The sequence below is a fragment of the Calothrix sp. NIES-3974 genome, assembly GCF_002368395.1.
Lineage (GTDB): Bacteria > Cyanobacteriota > Cyanobacteriia > Cyanobacteriales > Nostocaceae > NIES-3974.
In genome coordinates, this window is record NZ_AP018254.1 from 882,877 (window position 1) to 909,753 (window position 26,877).

The window sequence follows — 26,877 nt, forward strand, 5'->3', positions numbered from 1 at the left end:
ACTGAAACTCCCGTATAAATCAATATAGTTCAGTTAGACTTAAAAGCCTGATTATTGGGTAGGTTGAGTTGAAGAATTTAGAGGCAGTAGCCCTCGTGGAATGCGTCCCCACGCGGAGCATAGGGACGAGATAATTACGTACGCGAAGCGTTGCCGCAGGCTATTACGAATTACGAAACAGTTTTCGGTTCATTGGAGATAATTAGATGGGCGAGTTTGTAGCAGGCGATCGCATTCACGGCTAAAAATAAACGAGCAAGTATGCCGCTACCTAATCCCCAAACTGCGGGGTCGAAGATGGCGCTGACTCCTAAACATGCGGTCATCCCGATGGTGGAACCGATGGCGAACCATTTCCAGGATGGGTGTCCTAGTAGTAGAGCTGCTAATCCCAGGGGAATGAGGACGCTGGCAAAAATGGGGTTAAAGGGGTCGGTTCCGGGGAGGATGTTACCAAGTTCGGCGATGGAACTACCTGCAAGTCGGAATGGCCAGTGGGGGACATCAAAAACGTGGATCATTCTCAAGGGGAAGAATCCGGAGCTACCGACAACGAGACCTGTCGCGAGACTCCATGTCCAAGTAAAGGGGAAGTAGGTGCGTAAAAACCAGGCAATCAGGTAGGAACCGATGACCATGATTAATTTGGGAATTAGAGCGATCGCACCACCATCGATCCAGAATCCGGGGTTGAGGTAGCCGTTATCCCATAACCAACGGAAAAAGTCTTGTAAAATATCCTTGATGTTGTTCCATAGCCATTGGAAGAAGTTTTGTCCTTCTGCTGCGGTTTGGGCAGCAACTGCGGCGTTGAGTCGTCCGGCTCCATAATAGTTGAGGATATCATCGTTGACGGGTTGGGCGGATTGCAGGAGAATTTTTTCTACCGCGTCGGGGTCTTTGACTCCACTGGCTTTAATTAGGGCTGCGGTTCCCGCGACGTGGGGGGATGCCATACTGGTTCCTTGTAAACCCAGGAAGGTTCCCTCTCCCTTGTTGTCCATGTCAACGGTTTCCTGGAGGATGGGTCCGTCACTGCTTCCACCGGGGGCAGAAATATCTACACCAGCGCCAAAGTTGGAATAATCGGCTTTAGTTCCGTCCCGACCAGTGGCGGAAACCCCTATTACGTGGGGATATCGGGCGGGATAGGCGACACCATTGTCATTTTCGTTACCCGCAGCCGCAACGATAACTACACCTTTACTATGGGCGTAGTTGATAGCATCTTTCATTAACTGACTTTCGCCCCCACCCCCTAGGCTCATGTTAATGACATCGGCTCCGTTATCTGCGGCAAAGCGGATTGCTTCAGCAATATCAGCCACCGTACCACTACCGTAACCATCGAGAACCTTGAGGGGCATTAAACTGGCTTCGTAGGCTACACCCACCACACCATAGCTGTTATTGGTGGCTTGAGCGATGGTTCCCGCAACGTGGGTTCCATGACCGTTATCGTCGCTAGCATCTTCCTTCTCGTTAACGAAATCGTAACCTTTAACAAAATTGGTTTCCACTAAATCGCGAACTTTAGTGATACCCGTATCAATAACGGCAACGGTGACACCTTTACCCTTGGTGTGTTGCCAAGCACCTTCCACATCCACCGCTTGCATATGCCATTGTCGGTCATACATGGGGTCATTCGGTGCGGTAGCAGACTTTGGCTGTTCTGTATTACTGTCATTAATCCCACTTTCGTCGGCATTTACAGGAAGGATATTCCCAACCCGTGTCACTTGACCAAAGCGCGGATTACCCAATTTTGGAAGTTTGTAGATGTAATTGGGTTCGATATACTCGGTATTTTTGGCAAACTCAGACTGTCTGAGTTCCTGGAGACGGGTTTTATCACCCTGAATAATATAAACATTGTCCCGCGCGGAAAACTCATTATCCAACTTGGGTGTCACCTGAAATAAACTAGCGATCGCACTCAAATTGTTTTCAATCGCTTCCCTGGGAATATCCTCACGAAAATTCAACAAAATTGTGTCATACTCACCTTTGACAGCCAGTCCACGTCCACTGACAAAGTTGACTAAAGTTAAACACAATGCAATTACAAATAAACCAGATATTATTAGCCTTCGCATATTAATCCATCTACAATGAAAGCCTATAGTTCACTACGATAACTTATACAAACTCGACTGAGCTGATTTTGTAAATTAAGAATACGGTCGTCAGGATACAGGAGACAGGAAGCAGGAAAAATATGGAAAATAGTTTATAAAAATTAAACTTTGCACCCTAAGATATTCCCCTTTAATTTTGTTGACTGTTAACCGTTTAGATGAAAAGCTTACTTGTTGACCGTGTAAAGTCTGAATGCTGAAATATACAATTATAATCGTTCACTTTCCCTCTCTGCTCCCCTGCCCTTCTATAAATACTATACTTGACAGAAACTATGGAACGCGGTCTATTTTGGCTACCCTTGTTAATTATCTTCTTTTGGCTAGCATGGCAAGGTGCAAGGGAATATCAAAAAATCGAGGCATATAAGGCTTGGGCGGAAAATTTTGACCGTGCTAAATATGATATCTACGCAGTTTTAGGTCAAAAAGACAACCTAATTACCTGGGGTAAACCCGCAGTGAATGCCCCGGTCTCCCTTCAAACTTTTTGCTTGGATGATGTCCAGCAAGTTCGCTTACTAGTTAATAATACACCAATCGAGTTTGATACCCTACCACCAAAAGCAGGAAATATCGCTTTAGAATTCCGATTCAAAAATTCCTCTGAACCGGTTCAAATTCCCTTTACCGAAGTTCCCCTAGCGAATGAGTGGGGTAAGTTTTTGCAAGGACGCTTGGGAGGTTAGGGAGTGGTTTACTAGTGATCTATCCCATAAGTTATGAGGGGTTTTTAGTAGTGGTTCTAGTCCCGAAAAGGCTTTACAATAAAGCGCTACTACGAACTTTTCTCACATCAATATTCTCATGGAACGAGTAGTGAGTATAACATCACTCCCAGAAAAGATACGTTTCCCCTGTTTGATGTGGATATCTAGCAGGTTGGTTGTGTTTGGGGTGATGTTGGTAATTATGCCGCTTGTCACCCCAACGGTGATGGAAAAAGGTTGGTGGGATACCTTATTTGCTTGGGATAGTGGTTGGTATTACAAAATCGCGGTCGAGGGCTACAATTATGGCAGTAATTTCGGTAATAATTTAGACAATAACCAATATGCGATCGCTTTTTTCCCTCTGTATCCGTTGTTGATTTGGCTACTTTCCCGTACTGGTATTCCGGTGGTGGAGGCTGGTTTGTTAATTAATAATCTGGCTTTTTTGTTCTCGCTAATTTTCTTCTATTGGTGGATAGAAGAATTTCACGGTCGAGAGGTTGCTCGATGGTCAACGACAGCCTTGGCTTGGTGTCCTTATTCACTGTACGGGTCAGTGATGTACACGGAAGGGTTATTTTTACTATTTAGTATTGCGGCATTACGCGCCTTTGAACGCAAACAATATATTTGGGTGAGTATTTGGGGAGGATTAGGGACAGCAACGCGGATTACTGGTGTGGCTTTGATTCCAGCGTTTTTATTGACTGCATGGCGACAGAAACGACCGATTCCAGCCTACGCTGCAAGTTGTGCGATCGCAATTGGTATTTGTCTATTTAGTTTATTCTGTTGGTTCCAGTTTGGCGATGGTTTAGCCTTTCTCCATGCCCAAAGGGGATGGCGTAGTTCCACGGGTTTTGCGGCTCGTGGTTGGTTATTGATGTTACTCCAGGTTTTGCTAGGAGGCAAAAATGTAACTGCTGGATACATCAAAGACCCTGACTATTTGCTACAACTTGCAGGCGTTGTTAGTGCGGCGGGGTTACTGGTATATTTTCGTCATCAACTCGGTCAAACCAAAGTCCGTTACGGTTTTTGGGGATTATGGTTAATCCTGTGGTTGATGGTTGGCAATCCCCTATTCCAACTCGTGTTTATCTTTGGCGGTTTAGGTTTATTAATTTATTTTGCTCCAAAAATCACCCTAACCGCCGCCACCTATGGTTTTTTATCCTACGGAATTGCGCTGAATACGGGTTTAACTGCCTCCGTAGACAGATATATTTATGCGATCGCACCTATATTTATCGCCATTGGTTTTCTCTGTGCTAAATATCCCAAATGGGGTTGGGGAATCATCTGCTTTTTTGGTTTATTATTATTCCTGTATTGCATTCGCTTTGCCCAGGATTTTTGGTTAGCTTAGTTTGAGGAGGTAAAACCGGCATTCCCCACAAACAAGCGATCAGCGATTAAAGCGCTAAAGGACTACTACGAGCCTTTCTTCATTTTGAATTCTAAATCCAAAATCTAAAATCCAAAATCTAAAATCTAAAGGGTGCCAATATGAATCAACCAAATATTCCTGTAGCTTTGACGATTGCGGGTTCTGATAGTGGTGGTGGTGCGGGGATTCAGGCTGATTTACGAACTTTTGCCTTTCATTGTGTGCATGGTACGAGCGCGGTAACTTGTGTGACAGCGCAAAATACGTTAGGTGTGACACGGGTGGATGCCATTTCTGGGGAAGGGGTAGCTGCACAAATTCGAGCGGTGGTGGATGATATTGGTGTGCAAGCAGCAAAAACAGGGATGTTGTTAAATGGGGAAATTATTGGTAGTGTGGTTTCCCAAGTGGAGGCTGTAAATATTCCCAATTTGGTTGTAGACCCGGTGATGGTGTCGCGGACGGGAGCGCAGTTAATTGATGATCAATCTGTCAAATTGCTGAAGCATGAGTTAGTTCCGAGGGCATTAATTACGACTCCTAACCGTTATGAGGCGCAAATTTTTACAGGATGGGAAATTAATTGTTTAGATGGGATGAAAGCTGCGGCAGAAAAGATTTTCACAGATTTACAGCCCCAAGCTGTATTAGTTAAAGGTGGGGGAATGAGCGGAGAAGCACGGGGAATAGATGTGTTTTTTGATGGCAATAAATTAGAAGTCTTAACAACCGAGAATATCCCGACAAAAAATACCCACGGTACAGGATGCACCCTATCAGCTGCGATCGCGGCTAATTTGGCTCGACAACAGGATTTATTTACAGCCGTAGTCAATGCTAAACTGTATGTAACGAACGCCCTGAAATATGCCTTGAATATCGGTAGTGGTCAAGGTCCTGTCGGTCATTTTTTCCCTTTGTTGAGTCAGGATTACTTTAATTAAATTATCGCGATGACTCCTACGGAGAAGCCTGTTCAGATGAGTTATAATGCCTGAAACTCTTGTCCAGCAAGATTGCATGAAAAATAGGAGTTTTTAAAAACCTTCTAGTGCTTTGTCCCATTAATTTTGATAAGTAAAGAAAGGCACGTAGTAACTCTAGTCTAGGACAACCCTGCGGGTATAGCGCCTTTTATATTAACCCCTCAGAACTTATGGGACAGACCTCTGGATTTTTATATACTATTTTACCAAAAGATAGATTTGTGGTTATATCAAAGGAAATATTTTTTTCGTTAATGGGGTATTAAATAGGTCTTGGATATGTCGGCAGATTGATTCTGGGGATAGAACCTCTATAAAGAGAAGTATTGGTACGATGAAGCCTACAGTTGAAAGAATAAAAACCCTAGTATTTTGAAGGGAAATTCAAAGTTGAATGACCGATAGTTGCAGTCATCGATATTGAAGATTTCGTCTGTATAAGTCATTAGGAAAAGTCAATGCTTCTCGACATAATATTCTTACAAACTAAGATGTATTCACATAACCTTTTAGCTCAGGTGACGGTGCAAACTCCTCCAGAAGCGGCTGAAAGTGCGGCTTTGGTGTTTAGTGGTCCCCAATTTTTTACTGCATTAATTGCGGGTGTTGTCTTAGCTTTTGCTTTTCAATTATTACTCACTAATTTAGGAATTGCTAGCGGAATTTCTCTTTTAGGTGCGTCCGGTTCCTCCACTACATCCCTGAATGATGGTGATGGGGATAGTTTCGGTGTGACGGTGAAAAAAATTAGTTTTGTCCTGGGATTGGGAACTCTAATTAGTGTCACCTTGGCGTTATTTTTTGCCAGCAAATTAGCGGTGAAATTGAGTTTATTTGCTGCACCAATTTCCGGAGCTATTGTGGGTTTAGTAATTTGGGCTACCTATTTCTCCCTGTTGGTATGGGTGAGTTCGACTGCGGTGGGTTCCTTGATTGGTTCGGTGGTAAATACGGCTACTTCGGGTTTTCAAGCGATTTTGGGAACTGCAACTGCGGCTTTTGCGGGAAAGGCTGCAAGTAAACAGGTGGTTGCAACGGTGGAAGCTGCAACAGCTGCGGTACGACGGGAATTGGGTGCAGCAATTGACCCTGATACTTTGCGCTCAAATGTGGAGGAATATATTGATTCGATTCGTCCGGCAAAGTTAGACTTAAAAGCGATCGCGGCTGATTTTGAGCAGTTGCTGGAGGATGAGAATTTTCAGGATATCGTTAATAGTGAATATTTGCAGGATATTAATCGTCAAACCTTTGTGGATTTAGTTAGCGATCGCACTGATTTATCAAAGCGTGATGTACACAGAATTGCCGCGAAGTTAGAGTCGGTATGGCAGAAAAAAATTCAGCAATTACCTGCAAAATCCAGTAGTTTGGATGATATCAGCAGTTTCCTCCAAACCGCAACCCGTGACCAATTGTTGGGGGATGATTTCGGTGGAAAATTGGATAGTTTAGTACAGGAACTGAAGCAACAAAATCGACAAAAACAGGAAGGAACTAGTCCCTTAGCACAAGCTGCAACCATCGGTTTCAATGCGTTGATGGGGATTGTCATGGGACGGACTGACCTGTCTGATTTGGATGTGGAAAAAATCGCGGATAGGTTGCAAACTGTTTCTCTGTTAGTGGGAGAAAAAACGAATCAGGTTGCAAGTCAAATGGGTGTCAAACCAGCGATTCCGAATGTGGTTCGTCGCGATATTGAAAATTATTTACTCAATGCCTATAATTGGCAACTTCAACCCCAAAATCTGCAAATCGAGTTTCGTGATTTAATCTATGACCCCTACGCAGAACCGGGAATCGTTGCGTCACAATTACGACAAATTAATCGTGCTGATTTTGTCAAATTACTCAAACAAAAAGGTCTCCTCACCCAAACTCAAATCCAAAGTATTGCTAATATTTTAGAAAGTATTCGCCTCGAAGTGTTAGCCATAGCTGAAGCAGCACAGGAACGAGAAGCAGCGATCGCCCTTTTAAATGAGGTGGAAATTTATCTCCACAATACACCCAAGTCGGAATTCACACCGGAGAAAATCAATCTGAATTTTAAACCGATTCTCCTAGACCAAGAAGCTAGTTGCGAACAACTGGTTCATCGTCTTGCTCAACTTGACCGTCCTACCCTGGAAAGGTTTTTGGAGGTACGGGGAGACATGGAGCAAATTGAGATTACCACCATTGTGAACGAGTTAGAAACAGCACGGGATATGGTGCTACAGGAAGCAACGGAAATCTTTGGTCGCGCAAAAGCCAAAGCTGAACAACAATGGTACAAAGTCCAATCCTACCTCCGGGACACTGGTAAACAGGAATTAAATCCGATTGCCATTGAACGGGAATTAAAAATCCTCCTAAAAGATCCGGAAACCGGAGCCAATTTATTAAAAGCACGCGCAGGACAATTTGACCGGGATACCCTCGTAAAATTACTGACAACCCGGAATGATTTGAGTGAAACCCAAGTTAACGAAATCATCGATACAGTCGAAGACACATGGCATCCAATCGCCTCCGCTCCTCAGAAAATCGTCCATGCAGCCCAAACTCAATACGACCAAACAATGGATGCGATCGCTGAATATTTGCGCAACACAGGCAAATCGGAGTTAAATCCAGCAGGTATTAAACGCGACTTAAATTTACTCCTAAGTAACCCCAAACTTGGATTCAGAGCAATTAAACAGCGTTTAGCAGCAATGGATCGGGACACCCTAGTGCAATTATTAGCCCAAAGGGACGATTTAACCCCCCAACAGGTGAATCAAATTATCGACGAAGTGCAACAAACCATCCAGGAAATTGCTAAAGCACCCCAGCGATTCGCCTACCGCACCCAACAAAAATTCCAGAATTTCCAAGCTGCGATCGCTGAATATCTGCGTTCCACCGACAAAGCCGAACTCAATCCTGAAGGTATTAAACGCGACCTGCAACTATTGCTCCAAGACCCCCGTTTAGGGATGGAAAGTTTAAAAGTCCGGTTATCCCAATTTGACCGTTCCACCCTTGTCGCCTTGCTTTCCCAACGGGAAGACCTCTCGGAAGCCGAAATCAACCAAACCATCGACCAAATTCTCGCCGTCCGTGACCAAGCGATGGAAAAGTTGCAAATGATACAATTACGTATCCAAAACTCAATTCAAAAAATCCTGGATAAAATTCGCGACTACCTCAACAGTTTAGAACGTCCCGAACTCAACTACGAAGGAATTAAACAGGACATTTACACCCTCTTCCACGACCCCGAAGCTGGATTTGAAGCCCTACGCGATCGCTTTTCCCAAATTGACCGAGACACGGTAATTGCAGTCCTCAGTTCCCGTGACGATATTTCCCAAGCCGACGCAGAACTAATTGTACATCAAATCGAACGTACTCGTAATCAAATTTTACAAAGAGCCGAACGCATCCAGCAAGAAGCCCAAATTCGACTGGAACAAATCAAATATCAAGCTCAAAAACAAGTCGAAGAAACCCGTAAAGCAGCAGCAGTCGCATCCTGGTGGTTATTCTTCACCGCTCTGATTTCCGCGATCGCTTCCGCTAGTGGTGGATATATAGGTGTATCGATTTAGGGAAAAATTAACAGTAGAGACGCGATATATCGCGTCTCTACGACTGTTATTTTCTCAGATTATTGTCAATGCATCCTGTATTCTGTATCGTGTCTCCTGTATCCTGTATCCTGTATTCTTCTGCAAGCGAGACTAGAAATCCACAATGGGGATCAACGACAACAATCAAAGCAACCGACCAGTAAGTATACATGACACCGAAGCCACCTTTGCCATCATCGAAGAAACAATACTCGGATTATGGCAAGTTGTTAATAACCTGACACGAGTCCAACCCCCAAAATGCGATCGCTATCGGGTAACTATTTTTGGTTCTGCGAGGTTACAACCCCATACACCCCTCTACAACGGTGTGAAATACCTCGCTAGTCAATTAGCTAATTTAGGGTGCGATATCATTACTGGTGGTGGACCCGGATTAATGCAAGCAGCCAACGAAGGAAGTGTGATTGCCGACCCCCATAACCGCACAAAATCCATTGGGATTCGAGTCGATTTAGATTTTGAACAGGAAACCAATCCTTTTGTAGAGCATGTTTATCAACATCAAACTTTTTTTACCCGTTTACATCATTTTGTGTTGTTATCCAATGCATTTGTAGTTGTTCCAGGGGGAATTGGTACAACCTTAGAAGCGTTAATGATTTGGCAATTATTACAGGTGCGTCAACTTGATCAAACCCCATTTATCATGGTGGGAGAAATGTGGGATGAATTAATCATTTGGGCAGAAAAATATATGGTTAATAGCACCTATCCAATGGCTAATCCCCATGATATACAAATTCCCATTTGTGTGCAAACGTTTGATGAAGCTGTTGAGATATTAAGCACGAAACATCAGGAATGGACGCAAAGTTGTTCCGTTTAGATTATTGGCATTTTGTATTCTAACCAAAATCATTGTAGAGACGCGATATTTGTTTGTAGAGACACGATATATCGCGTCTCTACAAACATAAAATGTTAGGATTTACAATAATTTTTATTTTAGTTAATTTATGAATTTGCTGTTTACACATAGAAAAGTGTGCTGACCTACTTTTGTCTCGAAAATAAATATGCATAATTATTTAGAGTATTTCATTTATACAAATGCATGATAGATAACTTTTTAAAAACCTTGCTGCCTAAAAATAATTGGCACTAATCAATCAAAAATATATCTCAATAATTTCATTCTCCTGCTTAAAGACGACCCGACGAGTCGTCTCTACTATCGACCGTATTCTCGACCAAAACCGATGAAACTCAAACATTTAACAATCCAATCCTTCCGGGGAATCAAAGAATTAGACTTAGAATTTATCCCTGACCAACCGACCGTAATTTTAGGAGTCAACGGAGTTGGCAAATCCAGTATTTTAGAATGCATTGCCATATTATTATCCCGCTTTGCTAGTCCCATTCACACACCCAATGCATCGGGAAGATTATTCCGTGAAGATGATATTTACGACCAAAGTCCCCAAACCAGCAACGAAATTACAGTCACAACCGCAAACGGGGACGTGAAATGGTCACTAACCAAACAAAGAACCCGTCGTTCCAAACAAACTAGTAGTAACCTACTGGAATTGCGTCAACTGGTAGCTCAAACCCAAGCAGAATTGCACAGCAATCCCCAATTTAACCTACCCATACTAGTTTATTATGCCGTAAATCGGGCGGTAATTGATATTCCCCTGAAAATGCGAACCAAACCCCACTTTGCACCAGTGGCAGCCTATGACCAAGCACTAGACAAAGTACAAATCAACTTTAATAACTTTTTCCAATGGTTTCGAGCCTTAGAAGACATGGAAAACGAAACCTGTCGCGATCGCCCAGATTATCGTCATCCCCAACTGGAAGCAGTTCGTCAAGCAATTACCTCGGTTTTGAGCGATTTTTCCCAACTCCGCATTCGCCGTTCCCCCTTACGGATGACAGTCAACAAAAACGGTCGGGAACTAATTATCAACCAACTATCCGACGGAGAAAAATGTTTACTAGCAATGGTGGGAGACCTCGCAAGAAGACTGGCGATCGCAAATCCCAGTTTAGAAAATCCCCTCACCGGTACAGGTATTGTGCTGATTGACGAAATTGAACTCCACCTCCATCCAAAATGGCAACGGGAAATCATCCCCGCGATCGCTCGCACTTTTCCCAATTGTCAGTTAATTGCAACCACCCATTCCCCCCAAGTCGTCAGTCATATCAAACCAGAATCAGTATACATCCTTGAACCCAGCGACACAGGGATTATCGCAACCACCCCCACCAGTTCCTTTGGACGAGATACCAACAGCATCCTCGAAGACCTCATGGAAGTCCCCGAACGACCCCAGCAAATCAAAGACAAACTTCAAGAATTATTTATCTGCATCGACAACGGAAACATAGAAACAGCTAAACAAATCCGTCATCAATTAGCCGAACAAATCGGCGAAGACGAACCCGAATTCGTCCGCGCAGACATATTAATCCGTCGCCAACAAATTCTGAGGTAGAGACGCGATATATCGCGTCTACCTACCCATCGGGAATCCAAAATCCAAAATCCAAAATCCCAATGAGATACATTCACAAAAAACCAGAACCAACCAGCTTAACCAAATGGAACGCTAAACGGGGAAATAGAACCCCCAACTGGAAATCCTTCGACCGTAGAGTCAAAGACGATGTTTATGAAAACCTACTCAAAGAACAAGGTTACACCTGCGCTTACTGCGGAATCAAAATAACCCGTCGTACCTGTCACATTGAACATTTTCGTCCCAAAAGTAAATATCCCCACCTCACCTTTACCTACACCAATCTGATCGCATCCTGTCAAGGTGAAGACGAAGACAGACCCACCAGACCAGTTCACTGCGGACACAAAAAAACTAACTGGTTTGATGAAGAACTGATGATATCTCCCCTAGATCCTAACTGTGCTAGCTATTTTCGTTTTTCTGGTGCTGGTGATATTCTCCCCAGTCATGACCCCAATTATACAAACGCTGCGGAAACCACCATTAAGCATCTTGCACTGAATATCGATAAACTCCGCAAAATGCGTCGTTTTGCCATTGACACCGCAATTTCCATCTGTGAAGGACTAGAAGAACAGGAAATTAAATTATTTATCCATAGCTATCAAAACATGAATGAACAAGGTGAATATACTCCCTTTGCAGCAGCCATTCTTTATATCCTGCAACAATTTTTTATTTGATTTCTCTTTCTACTACCCGTTTGTTTTGCATTACAAGCAGCTGTTTTCGCTGTAAAATCTCGACAATAAATTGCTTCTTCAGTACAAGCTTGAATCGGATTCACCGTACACTTGAGACGATAATCATTTGTAAAATATTCACAATTAGCACAGGGAATTTGATGTAACTTCCGAACATGCTTAATCCCAGCTTGCAAGGTTTGCCAAATACTAAAAATAGTCAACACGATTAAAGACCAAGCACAAACCGCAAAAATAACCGTCATCATCATTAATCCTCAAAAATATCTAAAAAAATACTCGTAGTGGCAAATCAATTATCAATCCCTACGAGCATAATTCACTGTGTTCGAGCAATTAGTGCTAATCACCATATGCTAAATCTAATCAGCTGCATTATTTACCCAGCTTTAACAATTCTTCCTCGCCAAAAATGCCAGATAAAACCGCAGCAAGCTATTATTCCTAGGAAAAACTGAATATTCGCCATTCCTAACCGTTCTGTACCGTAAAACTCCAGAGGAAAAGCAATATTATTATATCCCACAAACACAGTAGAAATAAAAGCCATTAAACCCAAACCCAACAAACTGTAGGATAAAATCTCTTCCCCCCGTTCAATCGGCAAAATCTTTCTCACCCAGCCAAAAGCAGGCACTAAAATATGCCAAATACCACCAAAAATTAAAATCAAACCCACCCAAATATGCCCACCAATGACATCTTCTAAATTATCCACACTCGCCATTCCTAAAAACGTTTGCTGACCATTGTGAGAACCAACAATATAGCCAAAAATAGTCGCCGGGTTCAATGTCGGATTACTAATCAAACGTACTTCCCCCAGGTTAGCATCATAAATCCCTCCAAAAAACATCGCCTTTAAAACTAATAAAAAAGCTCCACAACCTAAGATTATCAAGTGATGTCCCAAGATTAAGCCCAATTGTTTAGGGTCATTCCACTCATAGTGAAATTTAGCCGTATTACCACCAGCATTATGTAAAATCGGCGCAGAACGGAAAACATGAAATAGTCCTCCCGCACCTAAAACCGCAGACGCAACCAAATGCAACATACCAATCACAAAATAGGGATAGGTATTAACAATTTCTCCTCCATTTCCCACACCCCATCCTAATGTTGCTAAATGGGGTAACAAAATCATTTTCTGTTCATACAAAGGAACACCAGGAATATATCTAGTTACTTCGGAAACAGTAATTGCTCCAGCCCAAAACATAATTAAACCAGCATGAGCAACATGAGCGCCTAATAATTGTCCAGATAAATCTGTTAAGCGAGCATTTCCCACTAGCCAGGAAAAGTTAGTATCAGCAGCAAAACTTTTGTCAATAGAAATTGTCACGATTTGATATTACCCCCTTTTGATTTTGGATTTCCGTAGAGACGACCCTACGGGTCGTCTCTACAATTGATTAACTATTCACTGTATTCACTGCATTCAAAGACTTTTCAACTTCTCTAAAATCAACTCCGATTGCTCGCAATGCGTGCCACAAATGTCCTTGGAGGAAGAAGAAAGCGAGGAAGAAATGAGCATTTGCTAACCAAGCTCTAGCGGTATAACCTCCATCTGCCAACTTCACGGAATCGGCAAAATAGGGACTAACGCCTAACTTCACCTCTAACACATTTCCGTAGAATTCAACTGGATAAGCAAGGGTATTTACCGCACAAAAATAGGCAGCGACAAATCCTGCTAACGCAATACCACCTAAAGAGTAGGAAAGAATCGCTTCACCAGAGAAAATCAGGAGTTTTTTTGCCCAAGGAAATGGTTCTTTAATTATGTGCCAAACCCCACCACCAATTAACATCAAACCAACGTAAATATGACCACCAATCAAGTCTTCCAAGTTGTTGACGCTAGCAAAATGGGTTTGATAACCAAAAATTACCAAGGGATTTAAGGTCGGATTCACAACCGTTCTCACGTTGTGAATGGTTGCGTCATAAATTCCACCCCAAAACATTGCTTTACCAACCAATAGTAAAGCCGCAACCCCTAAAAACAACAAATGGTGTCCGAGGATAAATCCCAGTTTTTTCGGGTCATCCCAATCAAAATGAAATTTACGAGCGCGTCCACTGGCATCACGTAAATTTGATGGTGCTTTGAAGGTATGAAATAATGCCCCTGCACCTAATACCGCCGAAGAAATCAGGTGTAGAGCGCCAATGACAAAGTAGGGATAGGTATCTAAAACTACTCCCCCTTCCCCTACACCAAAGCCTAAAGTGGCCAGGTGTGGTAACAATATCAATCCCTGCTCTCCCATTGGTATCTCTGGGTTGTAGCGAGAAATTTCAAACCATGTAAACGCACCAGCCCATAACATCGTCAAGGCTGCTTGAGCGACGTGAGCGCCGATGAATAAGCCGGAAAGATTGGCAAAACGCGCATTTCCTGCCCACCAATCATATTTGACCTGGGGATTATCGTATGTCTGCATTATTGATGCTTACTCCCTTATCATTTATGGATTTGACAATCAAAATTTTGGCAAAATAGCAGTAATTTTTCTCAAAAGCTAAAAGGCTTGGTCGAGGATTTACCCCACTAATTTATCTTTAACATGAATTTTGATTGTTGAGAATATTTTTAAATTAATTTTGATTTACAAAAATTAATTTTTCGTCAAAAGCCGAGATAAATTGCGCGATCGCCTCCCAACTCTTGCCCAGTATCGCGCCTGTAAAAAAAAGCTAAATCCATTGTCTGGCTTACATATAAACCAAAAATGAATTCAGCTAATTCCAGTTTATTGCTGTTTCCATAGATGTATGAGCGGCTGGAAACTAATTGCAATTTTATCTTAATTCCCCTGGATAGGGTGACACCGGAACATAATCTTTTGGTTTCAGAGGTGAGAGAGACGCGACATGTCGCGTCTGTAGGGGAATAGGGCGAGAAATTGAAAATTTTTAATGACTTTTGCGTATGGAAGCTAGATGCGGAGGGTAAATCATCCCGGAATTTACTCTCATTTTTTTAATATAACTTAACGAAGTAAATGATAAATAATATCAACAAGTTTGCTAGGATACCTTTCAAGGCTTAATTGAGAGAGTTAATCATTAAGTAGTGAAAAGTAACCTATAGGAGGTAAAGCCATGACAGACATGGCAATTAGTACATCCAATCAAATACCCTGGTGGGCTGGAAATGCTCGTTTAGCCGACTTATCAGGGAAATTATTGGGTGCCCATGTCGCCCATGCAGGATTGATTGTATTTTGGACAGGGGTGACAACCTTGTTTGAAATAGCCCGTTTTGATTCCACCCGACCCATGTATGAACAGGGTTTAATTTTGCTACCCCATTTAGCCAGCTTGGGTTGGGGAGTAGGTAGTGGGGGACAGGTGGTAGATACCCATCCCTACTTTGTGATTGGGGTTTTGCATCTGATTAGTTCTGCGTTTTTGGGGTTGGGAGGGATTTTCCATGCTCTGCGTGGACCAAGTACCCTCGAAGACCAATTTAGTTTTTTTGGTTATCGCTGGAATGATACCAGAAAAATGACGACCATTTTGGGCATTCACCTAGTGTTGCTGGGTGTGGGTGCTGGTTTATTTGTCGCCAAAGCTATGCTGTACGGTGGTTTGTATGACCCGATTATCGGTGAAGTCAGAGTCATTGACCATCCCAATTTAAATGCGATCGCAATTTTTGGGTATGTATTTGGTGCAGTTGGTAAGAATTGGCTCGCGAGTGTCAATAACCTAGAGGATGTCGTCGGTGGTCACATCTGGGTGGGGATACTCTGCATTGGGGGTGGACTTTGGCACATTGTCACTGAACCGTTCCCCTGGGCAAAACGCCTATTTGTTTGGTCGGGGGAAGCCTATTTATCCTACAGTTTAGGAGCAGTGGCATTGATGAGTTTTATCGCCACCTACTTTGTGAGTGTGAATACTCTGGTCTATCCGGTGGAGTTTTATGGTCCAGCGTTAAATATCGGCTTCGACCGCTTTCCCTATTTTGGCAACGGGGATCTACTTTCATCCCGTGTTTGGTTAGCCAATACCCAGTTTTGGTTAGGATTTTTCTTCCTCCAGGGTCATCTTTGGCACGCACTCAGAGCTGCTGGATTTAGTTTTGAGCAAGGTAAATTGATTCGTTCAACGCGGGGAGAGGTTGCCTAAATATGACTACTGCAACAATGGATACGGTAAACACGGTCAATAATTTGGATGGAATCACCTCTTCAATTCCAGATGCGGGATGGTGGAATGGCAATGCTCGATTTGCCGAACTTTCCGGGAAACTACTAGGTGCCCATGTCGCCCATGCGGGATTGATTGTCCTCTGGGCTGGAGCGATGACTTTATTTGAAATTACCCGTTATGATGCCGCTAAACCTATCTATGAACAGGGTTTAATCTTGATTCCCCACCTAGCAACTTTGGGTTTGGGAGTGGGTAAGGGAGGAGTAATTGTTGATACCTATCCCTATTTTGTGATTGGGGTATTTCATTTAATCAGTTCAGCAGTGCTAGGTGCTGGTGGCATTTACCATGCCTTATTAGGTGAATCCGTATTATCCCGCAATCAAAGCTTTGCTGGTTTTTTTGGCTACGACTGGAAAGACCAACGCAAGATGACCAGTATTCTGGGTATTCACCTGATTTTACTGGGGATTGGAGCTTGGTTATTAGTGGCAAAGGCGATGTTTTGGGGTGGTTTATTTGACCCTTGGTTCAATGGTGGTCAGGTGCGGATCATTAGTAATCCGACCTTGAATCCCTTTGTCATATTTAGTTATTTGTTCCCGGTACATGGACTAGCGGGAATGGCTGCGGTCAACAATTTAGAAGATGTTGTTGGTGGTCATATTTGGGTGGGATTGATGTGTATTCTGGGTGGTACTTGGCATTTGATTAGTAGTCCCTTACCCTGGACACAAAAAATCTTTGTCTGGTCAGGGGAAGCCTATTTATCCTACAGTTTAGGAGCATTGGCTTATATGGGATTTTTTGCAGCCTACTTTGTCACTGTCAACAATACAGTCTATCCAGAGGTGTTTTATGGTCCTGTGGGTGTGATTGAAACCACAACAGGTGTGGTGACAGTACGAGGTTGGTTAGCAACTTCCCACCTGGTTTTAGCCAGTTTATTTTTGTGTGGTCATATTTGGCACGCAATTCGCGCTCGTTTAAATGCCAATGGATTTGATTTTCAAACTGGTGATATGGTGCAAGCACCGGGAATTTATCAGTAGAGATTTTAGATTTTAGATTTTGGATTACTCTAACTAACTGGATTTTTCGTCAACCCCAGAAACTATTAGGGAGCAGGGAGAGCTGATCTATTCTTCTATGGCAATCAATTTGCAGATTAGGTGAACATTTTTCCATTTTGGTTAAGTAATTGGAGTTCATTCAAATTAGGAATATGTCAAAAAAAATAGGTTTATTCTACGGTACAACTACGGGAAAAACAGAATCAGCAGCCCAAATTATTCGTGATGAATTTGGTGGCGATATCGTTGATTTAGTGGATGTATCCCAGGCAGACGGCAGTGAATTCAGTGAATATGAATATATTATTGTTGGCTGTCCTACATGGAATATCGGGGAATTACAAAGTGACTGGGAAGGTCTTTACCAAGAGTTAGATGATATCGATTTCAGTGGTAAAACAGTAGCCTATTTTGGTACAGGAGATCAAATTGGTTATGGAGATAATTTCCAAGATGCAATGGGAATTATTGAGGAAAAAATTTCTGCCCAGGGTGGAAAGACAGTTGGGTACACTTCAACAGATGGATACGATTTCAATGAATCCAAGGCTTTGAGAGATGGTAAATTTGTTGGTTTAGCCTTAGATGAAGACAATCAATCTGATTTAACCGATGAGCGAATCAAGGCTTGGGTTGCACAGCTGAAAAGGGAATTTGGTATATAGATTTAGCTGATACCCAACAGGTAAATTAGCTAAATTAGCTAATTTAGCGATCGCAGCACAATGGTGGGTTAAACATTCCCTAACCCACCGGACAATTACCCTTACTCAGGAAAAGTTTTGCCATCAAGACTTTCAACTCTGTCTTCCACTACAGGACTGTGATTGCCACAATTGGGGAATAGTCACAAACTCATATCCCCGTTCTTGCAATTTAGGAATTAAACAATCTACCGTTGCTGCAACATCTTGACCACCATAGTAACCATCATGCAAGACGATAATTGATCCATTCCTCACTTGGGTTAAAACTCGACGATTAACCACCTCAATTCCCGGACGCACCCAATCTTCCGGAACCACACTCCACATCACAGGACGGAAGTTCCATTGACGTAATAGTTTCAAGGTTTTGGGTGTAAATAATCCATTAGGTGGACGCACATCCACAATATTTTCCGGTGCTAAATTACAGGCATTAGCGATAATTCTTTGGGTGCGAACAAGGGAATTTTGTAAATGTTCTGGTGACAGAAAGGGAAAATTGTGGTGATAATATCCATGTATTCCCAACCAATGGTGATTGGTAAAGACACTACGAGCGATTTCGGGAATGCGTTCCACACAGACACCCAACCAAAAAAAACTGGCTGGAATTTGGTATTTATCCAGAACCTTTAAAAGTTGCGGTGTGTATTCCGGATGGGGACCATCATCAAAAGTCAAAGCGATTTGGGGGGAATGGGGATGGCCATTCCATAAACATTGGCGAAAGGTGGGTTGGAGAATTCGGTAGACATAGGGATAAAAGGGAGCTAATTGGAGCATAGGGAACTGGTTTAGATAATGCCATCGATTTATTTTGCTACAGGGGTGTAAAGTTCGCACCGTGGAGAGGGAATAATAAAGTTGGTCAAAATTGCTAATTGAGAATTTAGCGACAAGACACAAACTTGATTTCACACCGAAAATACACAGAGGCGAAAATAATGTGGCAATGGTATCGTCAACGTTTACGAATTGGCAGAAAGTTTTTCATTCTCTGGGTTATGGTTGTGGCAATATCAATTGTATTATTATCCTCCCCCCAATTGGTGAGGGCTAGACAAATTAGCACAACCTCCTCCAGCAACGATTGGAGTCGAGCATCATTTCCAGTGGAGAACTTTCGAGCCTACACATCTCCCTTTGGTTATCGTCGCTCCCCCACAGGTGATAATAATTGGGAATTTCATAATGGTTTAGATATTGCTGCACCTAGGGGTAGTTATATTCGCAACTGGTGGACAGGGACAGTAATTAAAGTTAGCGATCGCGGAGCTTGTGGTACCCATATAATCATCCAGTCGGGAGATTGGCAACATTCCTATTGTCATTTAGAAGGTGGTGTGGTGATGAGGGATGGTCAACCCTATTTATTCGACAGTCTCGGTGGAATTTTGATTCGGGAAGGACAACAAATTCCTGCGGGTGTCCGTATTGGTCGGGTAGGAATGACGGGAAGGACAACTGGTCCTCACCTCCATTGGACAATCCGTTATCGTAGTGGATACGTCGATCCAGCAATGGTATTACGAGCGATGTTTGCAGTTCAACCGAATAATCGGGTGGCAGAACAATCTTTCCCTGTGATACTGCCACAATTACAAATAGATGAGTTAAATTATATTCGCAATTTTAGTCGCTAAATATTCTCATTCAAATGAGAATTAAACTTGATAAATCCTGAACAAAAATCATCATGAATTAGGCAAAGTATAATATATAGCAATCTGATTTAAGTAGTGAAAAATGGCGTGCCGTTGACTGATGACTGGTGAGTGTCAACCGTCAACCGTTAACAAGCCTATATGTAAGATTTCACAAATTGTTTAGGACTGCGGTATTATGACTTACGCACTTACGAGAAATCAGGTGTTTGAGACTGCTACCTTGCAAGAAGCCACTGCGCATCTACCTGATGACCCGACGTTCGATCCGCTACGGGAAGAAGTGCAATGACAGGGTTTCCGTTGTCCTTGTGTAAGTCCTTATATAGTAAAACAAGCAAAACAAAAAGTAATCTTTTTTGTTTCCTACTCCCGATTCCCCACTCCCCATTCCCTATTTTCACCACCTAAAATATGTTTTAATAACTCCATATTTTGGGTTTTATATTCTGCTACGAAATGATGTATGGCACAGCTTTCTCGGCGTAAGTTTTTAACCACAACAGGTGCTACGGTACTGATTCACCAAGTTCAAGGGTGTAGTAATTTTTCTCCGGTGACAAGGGCAGAATTACAACATGGCGTATATGCGGGTAATGGTAATACTCCCGAAACTACTTCCGCAACCCTGGGATTTGTTCCCGTTATGAGTGCATCTCCATTAATTATTGCCCAAGCCAAGGGTTTTTTTTCTAAGTATGGGATGACTGATATCAAGGTACAAAAACAACCTTCTTGGGCAGTAATGCGTGATAAATTAATGCTAGGTGCGGCGGATGATGGTTTAGATGGTGGTCATTTATTATTTCCTATGGCCTATTTAATTGCTACTGGGGAAATTAGCTATGGACGCAAAATACCCCTGTATATTTTGGCTCGGATGAACGTTAATGGTCAGGGAATTTCCGTTGCTAAGGAGTATTTAGGATTAAATTTAGGATTGGATGGTTCCTCAATCAAAGCAGCCTTACAGACCAAAGCTAAAGGCGGAAATTCTATCCGATTTGCCATTCCTTTTCGACGGGTGACAGGGGATTTTTTTATGCGTTGGTGGTTAGAATATGCAGGGATTAATCCAGATCGAGATGCATCATTAATTGTAATTCCCCCACCTCAAATGGTTGCAAATATGCGGGGAGGAACAATGGAGGGGTTTTGTGTGGTTGATCCGTGGCATCAAAGATTAATTAATCAAAAAATCGGTTATTCTGCGGTGACAAGTGGGGAACTATGGTCAAATCATCCGGAAAAAGCTTTAGTAGTTCGTGCAGAATGGGTAGATAAATATCCTCGTGCAGCTAAAGCTCTACTTGCAGGACTCATGGAAGCACAAATCTGGTGTGACAAACCCGAAAATAAACCCGAATTAATCGAGATTTTGAGCCAACGTCAGTGGATAGGATTAAAACCTGATTTAATGCGCGATCGCATGATGGGAAAGTTTGATTATGGTAATGGTCGAGTTGTCGAAAATAGTCCCCATGCGATTAAATTTTGGAGTTATCCTAAATCAAATCAATCTCAATTTCCAGAAAATAAAAGTAGCAAAAATCAACTTTTTGAAAGTGTTTCCTACCCCTATAAAAGTCACGACTTATGGTTTTTAATTGAAGATATGCGCTGGGGATATCGTCACAAAGATTTTCCTACCCAAAAATTAATTAATCAAGTCAACCGAGAAGATATTTGGCGAGAAACCGCAACCATGATTGGACAAGAACAAATAATTCCCACTAGCACATCGCGGGGTATTGAAAAATTTTTCAACGGTTTAGAATTCAATCCTGATGCTCCCGAAAAATACTTAAATTCGACTGTTATCAAGTAGCTACTTTTTTCTTTCTAAAAATGTCTATTTACAACCCCTGCAAAAAAATCCCCCCATCTCTGGTGGGAATTATAGTCGTAATTGTGATTTGGCAATTACTTAGCCTTCGTCCAGAAACTTCCCTACCCTCACCATTCCAAGTAGTTAAGGAAACCCATGAATTAATTCTCAACCCTTTCTTTTATAAAAGTGATACTAACAAAGGCTTATTTTGGCTCATACTTGCTAGCTTAAAACGGGTTACTCTTGGTTATATACTTGCCATATTTATTGGTGTTCCCATTGGCTTTTTAATAAGTCTAATTCCCTTTCTTTTTCAAGCCATTAATCCCATCATACAATTACTGCGTCCCGTCGCACCCTTAGCTTGGCTACCCCTTGCGCAAGCAGTTTTTCTCAAACCCAATCCCTCTGCCATTTTTGTAATTTTAATTACGGCAATTTGGCCAATTATTATTAATACGGCAATGGGTGTACAATTAATTCCCCAAGATTATCTGAATGTGGGGAGAATTCTAAAACTTCCTTGGTGGAAAAAAATTACCAAAATAATTTTACCAGCCACACTTCCCCATATTTTGACCGGATTAAGAATTGCTCTGGGTTTATCTTGGTTAGCAGTAGTTGCTGCGGAAATGCTGTTATCTGATGATGGTCTGGGCTTTTTTATTATTAATGCCTACAATAACTCTAACATCAGCGAAATTATTTTAGCGATTATTTATTTAGGAGGAGTAGGTATTGTTCTTGATCAATTAATGTCATTTCTTTCTCGAATCTGGCAAATTGAACCTGAAACAAATTAGACCCGGATTTCTCACCCATCTCTAATTCGGTGAGTAGTCTGTGATGGGAGTAGTCATCATCAACTGTGTACACCAGAACACATGAAAGTGATTTTTGCTTACCCCCTGCTACTACTCTCCACTTCCTGTTTACGAGGGAGTAGGAAAATCAACCCATTAACTCAAGGCTTATTACTCCCTTGTCAGAAATCCAGGAAAATATAGGTTCGCGTATTGCAACAATGGTATGACTGGAATACAATTAAACTGTAGGTGGTAGTATAATCTTCTTAGCTAAACCCAACTTTTCTAGCCCCCTTATTGCCCACCAAGTCATGTCCAATTCCCACCATTGCCAACCTGCTTTGGCAACATTGGGATAGGCATGGTGGTTATTGTGCCAACCTTCACCGTAAGTTAGTAACGCAGCCCACCACAGGTTACGGGAATTATCTTCACAATCAAAGCGACGATATCCGTACATATGGGTGGCAGAATTAATTAACCAAGTGCTATGCCATAAACACACCGCACGGACAAACATTCCATAAATTACAAACGACCAACCACCCAACAAATATAAACCGATACCCAGGGGAAGTTGCAACCAGAGGAAATGTTGATTTAACCAACGGTAATACCCATCCCGGTCTAAATCCGGTGCAAAGCGTTTGTAGGACTGATAATCAAAGGATTCTGAATCGTCATAAAATAACCACAACATGTGACTCCACCAAAATCCCCGTTTGGCTGAATAGGGGTCTTTGTCTATATCTTCTGTGTGGAGATGGTGTCTTCGGTGTCCTGCGACCCAAAAAATTGGTCCACCCTGTAATGCTAATGCTCCAATAGTCGCGATCGCATACTCAACTGGTTTGGGTACTTGAAAACTACGATGGGTCAGTAAACGGTGATACCCTAAACAAATCCCTATACTACCTAGCAACCAATGCAAAAATATTGCTGTACCTAAAGCTGACCAAGAAAAAAACCACGGCGCTAATAATGCTAAAATATGCACCACACTAAAAAATATGACATTTGTCCACGACAAATTACCACCCTTTACGGGTGTTTTGCTCGGATTTGCAACCATAAAAGTCCTAATTTTTTTTGAATTACTTACCCTGTTTCCCAGAACATGATTTTTGATCGCTTTTGACTTTTTTCATCTGCAATTTCCTGGGATTTGTGCAAGTATTACTTACATAACTACCATAACAGCATTCCCCAAAAAGTGCAAGTAACACTTACATTATTTTTATTTTTCCCTGATGGGGAGGGAATGGGTATAAATAAAATACAGGTAATGTCAGTGAAAGCGGTTTAGAGTAATCCGTTAAAATTTAAACAACGTACCTTAGAAAAAACCGTAACCTGCCAAAAATTATACCATTTTACTTAGTAATTAATCGTACATTGAGGAGAGCTTTGTGAAATGGTATTAAAACCCATTGAATTGAAATCAATACCGGATGAAGTTGGTGACTGTAGTGTGCGAGAATGTTTTACTTATAACCCTTAACTGTGTATTAAATTGCATCCTGTATTTTGTCTGCTGTATCCTAATTTTCCATTTTCCACAAAAGAGTCTTATTACCTAGTTAATCCCCCATGTCGTTTGGAAACAACCAAACAAGGAAATAGCTTATTCCCACTCTCCCTACAGATGCAACATGTCGCGTCTCTATTTTCTATTCCCGACTCCCCATTTACAAACGAGTGTATTCAATCACCTATTGTATTCTGTATCCTGTATTCTTGAATTATGTCCACACAACGGAATCCCACCCAACAGCGCTTAATCAATGCAGCATTAGAATTATTTGCCAAACAAGGAGTAACAGAGACGACAACGAAACAAATTGCAGAATTAGCCGATGTGAATGAAGTCACCCTATTTCGTCACTTTGGGAACAAACATGGTTTATTATTGGCAGCGATTGAAGAAGCGGGAGTATTCAGTCGTTTGAGTGAGATTTTGGTGCAGGAGGTGCATAAATCCCAGAGTTTACCCCAATCATTACAGGATTATGCCCAAACATGCCTAGATTTATTATCACAAATGCCGGAAGCGATACGTTCAGTGGTGGGAGAAGCGAGTAAATATCCACCAGAAAACCGTCAAGCTTTAGGTTTAGGTTTTAGTCGAGCGAATCAAGATGTAGCCGAATATTTTCAGGGAATCATTCAACAGGAAGGTTGGGAAGTACACTTTCCTCCGGAAAAATTGGCAAGTTTATTAAACAGTTTATTGCTGGGATATGCAATTTTTGATTTGACCACCGAGTTTCATCAACTTTGGCAAAATCGAGCGGATTTTTTGGATAGTTTAGTTACTTTGTTTTTGCGGGGTGCGGTATCCGGTGGGTCGTCGCTACCCCAGAAAACATCTATAAATACGAAAATCAGCGATTTACCAGCCAAAATTGTCCATGAGATTTTGCAAGCAGCCAAAAAAAAAGGATTACAGGAATATGCCCTAGTTTATCTTTTATTTGCAGCCGGAATCACCCCCGCAGAAGTGATAACCCTAGAGCGATCGCACTATATCAGTGATAAGGAGCAGCAAATCATCCAAATTACTCAAGGTTTGAGTAGACAAGTTCCCATTAATCAGTGGATTCTGGGAAAACGCTACGGAACGTACCAAAAAAACCCTCTCACCCAATGGTTAAGGGGTCGTAAGGATACCAACACAAGTTTGTTTACTAGTTTTGTCGAACCACAACAACCATTAACGGAGTCAGAAATCCTCAGTTTATGGGAGGAATTAACTCACAATTTAACCGCACCGAGTGGAAAACCTTTGTTAATTGAACAAGCTCAACAAACTTGGTGTGTAGATATGTTAATGCGAGGGGTTAGCTTAGATAATATGCAGATTCTGACTGGATGGCAAGCAAGTCAATTAATTCCCTATGCTCAACGTGCTAGGGAAAAAACTGCTTTGGAACAAGCAACCCAACTCGATCGCAAAATCTAAGGGGGTGTTTTCAGTCGGTGAGTGAATTATGAATTCGTAATACCCGCTACGGGGGAAGCAAGCTTAGGGATTGTAGGCTTTTGAGGCTATTTTGGCCGAAAAAAGTGCAAATGCATGAGTATATCAAGACTTCAAACGCTTGCTTGGTTTGTGAAAAGTGGAATTGTTGGGTTCACACTATTCCCTACTCCCTGTTTTCAAGCAAGTCTACAACCGAGAATTACTATCTGGTTGACCAAACTCAATTAAACGGGGAAGTTCGGTACGGGTTTGGGGATTTTCATTGTTGGAGTTTTCCCTAGTTGCTTCGTTTGCTGCTGGTTCACCAGGATTAGGGTTTTCACCAACAGTTCCATTTCCGGTTCGAGAAACTTGTTGCATGAATTGTTCAATTTGTTCAGCAGCTGCAAAATTATCCTGGGTGCGGTAGAATTTACTTGCCCGCTTTAATGCCGCAAGGCCATTTTGGGATTTGCCTTGGTTATACCATGCCAATCCTATACTGTGATATAACTCTGCACTATTGGGTATACGACGTAAACCTTCACGGTAGACATCAATTGCAGCAACGGTCTGTCCCTGGGTCATTAATAAATTACCCAAGTTATTGTAGGCACTAGCACGGTCAGGAGCAAGACTAATGACCTGACGATAGGCTTGAATTGCTTCACTGATTTGACCATTTTTCTGAAGTGCGATCGCTAAGTTTAAATGGGCATCAACGTTTCCACTATCAAAGGCAATAGCTTGGGAATAGGCTGCGATCGCTTCACTGAGTTGACCGTCGGCTTGCAGCAATAAACCCATATTATAATGGGCTTCTGCCATTGTCGGATTAATTAATAAGGCTTGACGATAGGCTGTTAATGCTGCTTGATTTTGTCCTTGTTGATGTAAACCTAATCCTAGGTTAAAATAACCTTCGGCAAAGTTAGGATTAATTCTGATGGATTCTGAGTAATTTTGAATTGCTAAATCCATCCGGTTTTGCCGTAACATAATATTACCCAAAAATATATAGGCTGCTGCCATATTTGGGTCTCGTTGTAAGGCTTGACGCAGAAACATTTCCGCATTGACTAAATCATGACGATAATAACGAATTACACCCTGTTGATATAGTCCAGCTGCTTCCAAATCTTGACTCGGTATGGATTGGGGTAATACCTGAGCAAAAGTGCGTTGACAAAATGCTGGTGACACTAACAGTAATCCCCAGGATGATGTGACAAATATGGCTTGTAAGCACAAGCGGAATAATCGACGAGTTGGAAAATTTGCAAACATGAAGGCAGACCTGCACTTATAGTTTAGATTCATTTCTGGTATTTCTCACAAATCTCCAGGAATTGGGGGGATGAGGGAAGAGACATAATAAAATGTCACCTACGGGAGTAGTGGGAATTAATCCCTTACTCCACACTTCCTCAAAAATTAAGGGAGAAATTCAGGATTTGTGATGGAATCAAAGGATGCAACTCAGGTGGGAGTAAAATGTTGCTAAGTGCTGATACAAAATTAAATATATATTGTCCGCAGCGTTAGCTTTGCTATACTATGTAACCTGGATTTCTCACAAGTAAGTTGTAAGCCTTGAGTAACGGATTGATTTTCTGACTACTCC

21 protein-coding genes are annotated in these 26,877 nt (G+C 42.0%); 14 read left to right on the plus strand and 7 right to left on the minus strand.

Features of this window, described 5'->3' with window-relative positions; translation table 11 throughout:
• Positions 1-170 precede the first annotated feature (170 nt).
• On the minus strand, positions 171-2,099 hold the full coding sequence (locus CDC37_RS03415) for a S8 family peptidase (protein ID WP_096620497.1): 1,929 nt from the start codon (positions 2,097-2,099) through the stop codon (positions 171-173).
• A gap of 317 nt (positions 2,100-2,416) precedes the next feature.
• On the opposite strand from CDC37_RS03415, the gene CDC37_RS03420 reads away from it, so the two are divergent.
• The 7 genes from CDC37_RS03420 (at position 2,417) to CDC37_RS03450 (ending at position 12,016) form a co-directional block, all read left to right on the plus strand.
• On the plus strand, positions 2,417-2,830 hold the full coding sequence (locus tag CDC37_RS03420; RefSeq protein WP_096620498.1) for a hypothetical protein: 414 nt from the start codon (positions 2,417-2,419) through the stop codon (positions 2,828-2,830).
• 130 nt (positions 2,831-2,960) lie between these two features.
• Positions 2,961-4,223: a mannosyltransferase family protein gene (locus CDC37_RS03425; protein ID WP_231943211.1), complete on the plus strand. Its 1,263-nt coding sequence runs from the start codon at positions 2,961-2,963 to the stop codon at positions 4,221-4,223.
• Between the two features lie 140 nt (positions 4,224-4,363).
• Positions 4,364-5,188 (plus strand): bifunctional hydroxymethylpyrimidine kinase/phosphomethylpyrimidine kinase, encoded by an 825-nt coding sequence (gene thiD, locus CDC37_RS03430; protein WP_096620499.1) that lies wholly within the window; start codon positions 4,364-4,366, stop codon positions 5,186-5,188.
• A 533-nt stretch (positions 5,189-5,721) separates the two neighbouring features.
• Positions 5,722-8,811 (plus strand): MFS transporter, encoded by a 3,090-nt coding sequence (locus tag CDC37_RS03435; protein ID WP_231943212.1) that lies wholly within the window; start codon positions 5,722-5,724, stop codon positions 8,809-8,811.
• Positions 8,812-8,956: 145 nt separating this feature from the next.
• Positions 8,957-9,682 (plus strand): LOG family protein, encoded by a 726-nt coding sequence (locus CDC37_RS03440; RefSeq protein WP_096620501.1) that lies wholly within the window; start codon positions 8,957-8,959, stop codon positions 9,680-9,682.
• Positions 9,683-10,055: 373 nt separating this feature from the next.
• Complete coding sequence (locus tag CDC37_RS03445; RefSeq protein WP_096620502.1) at positions 10,056-11,306, plus strand: AAA family ATPase; 1,251 nt, start codon at positions 10,056-10,058, stop codon at positions 11,304-11,306.
• 62 nt (positions 11,307-11,368) lie between these two features.
• Complete coding sequence (locus CDC37_RS03450; RefSeq protein ID WP_096620503.1) at positions 11,369-12,016, plus strand: retron system putative HNH endonuclease; 648 nt, start codon at positions 11,369-11,371, stop codon at positions 12,014-12,016.
• On the opposite strand, the gene CDC37_RS03455 is transcribed toward CDC37_RS03450, so the two are convergent.
• The 3 genes from CDC37_RS03455 to CDC37_RS03465 form a co-directional block, all read right to left on the minus strand.
• Complete coding sequence (locus tag CDC37_RS03455; protein ID WP_442861060.1) at positions 11,989-12,288, minus strand: hypothetical protein; 300 nt, start codon at positions 12,286-12,288, stop codon at positions 11,989-11,991. The genes CDC37_RS03450 and CDC37_RS03455 overlap by 28 nt on opposite strands.
• 128 nt (positions 12,289-12,416) lie before the next feature.
• On the minus strand, positions 12,417-13,385 hold the full coding sequence (locus tag CDC37_RS03460; protein WP_096620505.1) for a chlorophyll a/b binding light-harvesting protein: 969 nt from the start codon (positions 13,383-13,385) through the stop codon (positions 12,417-12,419).
• Positions 13,386-13,455: 70 nt separating this feature from the next.
• Positions 13,456-14,493 (minus strand): chlorophyll a/b binding light-harvesting protein, encoded by a 1,038-nt coding sequence (locus CDC37_RS03465; protein WP_096620506.1) that lies wholly within the window; start codon positions 14,491-14,493, stop codon positions 13,456-13,458.
• 661 nt (positions 14,494-15,154) lie between these two features.
• On the opposite strand from CDC37_RS03465, the gene CDC37_RS03470 reads away from it, so the two are divergent.
• The 3 genes from CDC37_RS03470 (at position 15,155) to fldA (ending at position 17,948) form a co-directional block, all read left to right on the plus strand.
• Entirely contained in the window at positions 15,155-16,186 is a 1,032-nt protein-coding gene (locus CDC37_RS03470; RefSeq protein ID WP_442861061.1) for a chlorophyll a/b binding light-harvesting protein, read from the plus strand.
• Positions 16,187-16,188: 2 nt separating this feature from the next.
• Positions 16,189-17,262 (plus strand): chlorophyll a/b binding light-harvesting protein, encoded by a 1,074-nt coding sequence (locus CDC37_RS03475; protein WP_231943213.1) that lies wholly within the window; start codon positions 16,189-16,191, stop codon positions 17,260-17,262.
• 173 nt (positions 17,263-17,435) lie between these two features.
• Entirely contained in the window at positions 17,436-17,948 is a 513-nt protein-coding gene (fldA, locus tag CDC37_RS03480) for a flavodoxin FldA (RefSeq protein ID WP_096620508.1), read from the plus strand.
• Positions 17,949-18,080: 132 nt separating this feature from the next.
• Here fldA and CDC37_RS03485 read toward each other — a convergent pair whose 3' ends face one another.
• On the minus strand, positions 18,081-18,773 hold the full coding sequence (locus CDC37_RS03485; RefSeq protein WP_096620509.1) for a polysaccharide deacetylase family protein: 693 nt from the start codon (positions 18,771-18,773) through the stop codon (positions 18,081-18,083).
• A 161-nt stretch (positions 18,774-18,934) separates the two neighbouring features.
• On the opposite strand from CDC37_RS03485, the gene CDC37_RS03490 reads away from it, so the two are divergent.
• The 3 genes from CDC37_RS03490 (at position 18,935) to ntrB (ending at position 22,288) form a co-directional block, all read left to right on the plus strand.
• Positions 18,935-19,633, plus strand: coding sequence for a M23 family metallopeptidase (locus CDC37_RS03490; RefSeq protein WP_096620510.1), 699 nt, complete (start codon positions 18,935-18,937; stop codon positions 19,631-19,633).
• Between the two features lie 487 nt (positions 19,634-20,120).
• Positions 20,121-21,482, plus strand: coding sequence for a CmpA/NrtA family ABC transporter substrate-binding protein (locus CDC37_RS03500; RefSeq protein ID WP_096620512.1), 1,362 nt, complete (start codon positions 20,121-20,123; stop codon positions 21,480-21,482).
• Positions 21,483-21,502: 20 nt separating this feature from the next.
• Complete coding sequence (ntrB, locus tag CDC37_RS03505; protein WP_096620513.1) at positions 21,503-22,288, plus strand: nitrate ABC transporter permease; 786 nt, start codon at positions 21,503-21,505, stop codon at positions 22,286-22,288.
• Between the two features lie 241 nt (positions 22,289-22,529).
• On the opposite strand, the gene CDC37_RS03510 is transcribed toward ntrB, so the two are convergent.
• The gene (locus tag CDC37_RS03510; RefSeq protein ID WP_096620514.1) at positions 22,530-23,363 is read right to left on the minus strand and encodes an acyl-CoA desaturase; all 834 of its coding nucleotides are present in this window, start codon (positions 23,361-23,363) and stop codon (positions 22,530-22,532) included.
• Between the two features lie 672 nt (positions 23,364-24,035).
• Here CDC37_RS03510 and CDC37_RS03515 point away from each other — a divergent pair.
• Positions 24,036-25,253, plus strand: coding sequence for a TetR/AcrR family transcriptional regulator (locus CDC37_RS03515; protein WP_096620515.1), 1,218 nt, complete (start codon positions 24,036-24,038; stop codon positions 25,251-25,253).
• A gap of 207 nt (positions 25,254-25,460) precedes the next feature.
• On the opposite strand, the gene CDC37_RS03520 is transcribed toward CDC37_RS03515, so the two are convergent.
• A complete protein-coding gene (locus tag CDC37_RS03520) occupies positions 25,461-26,540 on the minus strand; it encodes a tetratricopeptide repeat protein (protein WP_157780632.1) in 1,080 nt (359 codons plus the stop codon).
• Positions 26,541-26,877 lie beyond the last annotated feature (337 nt).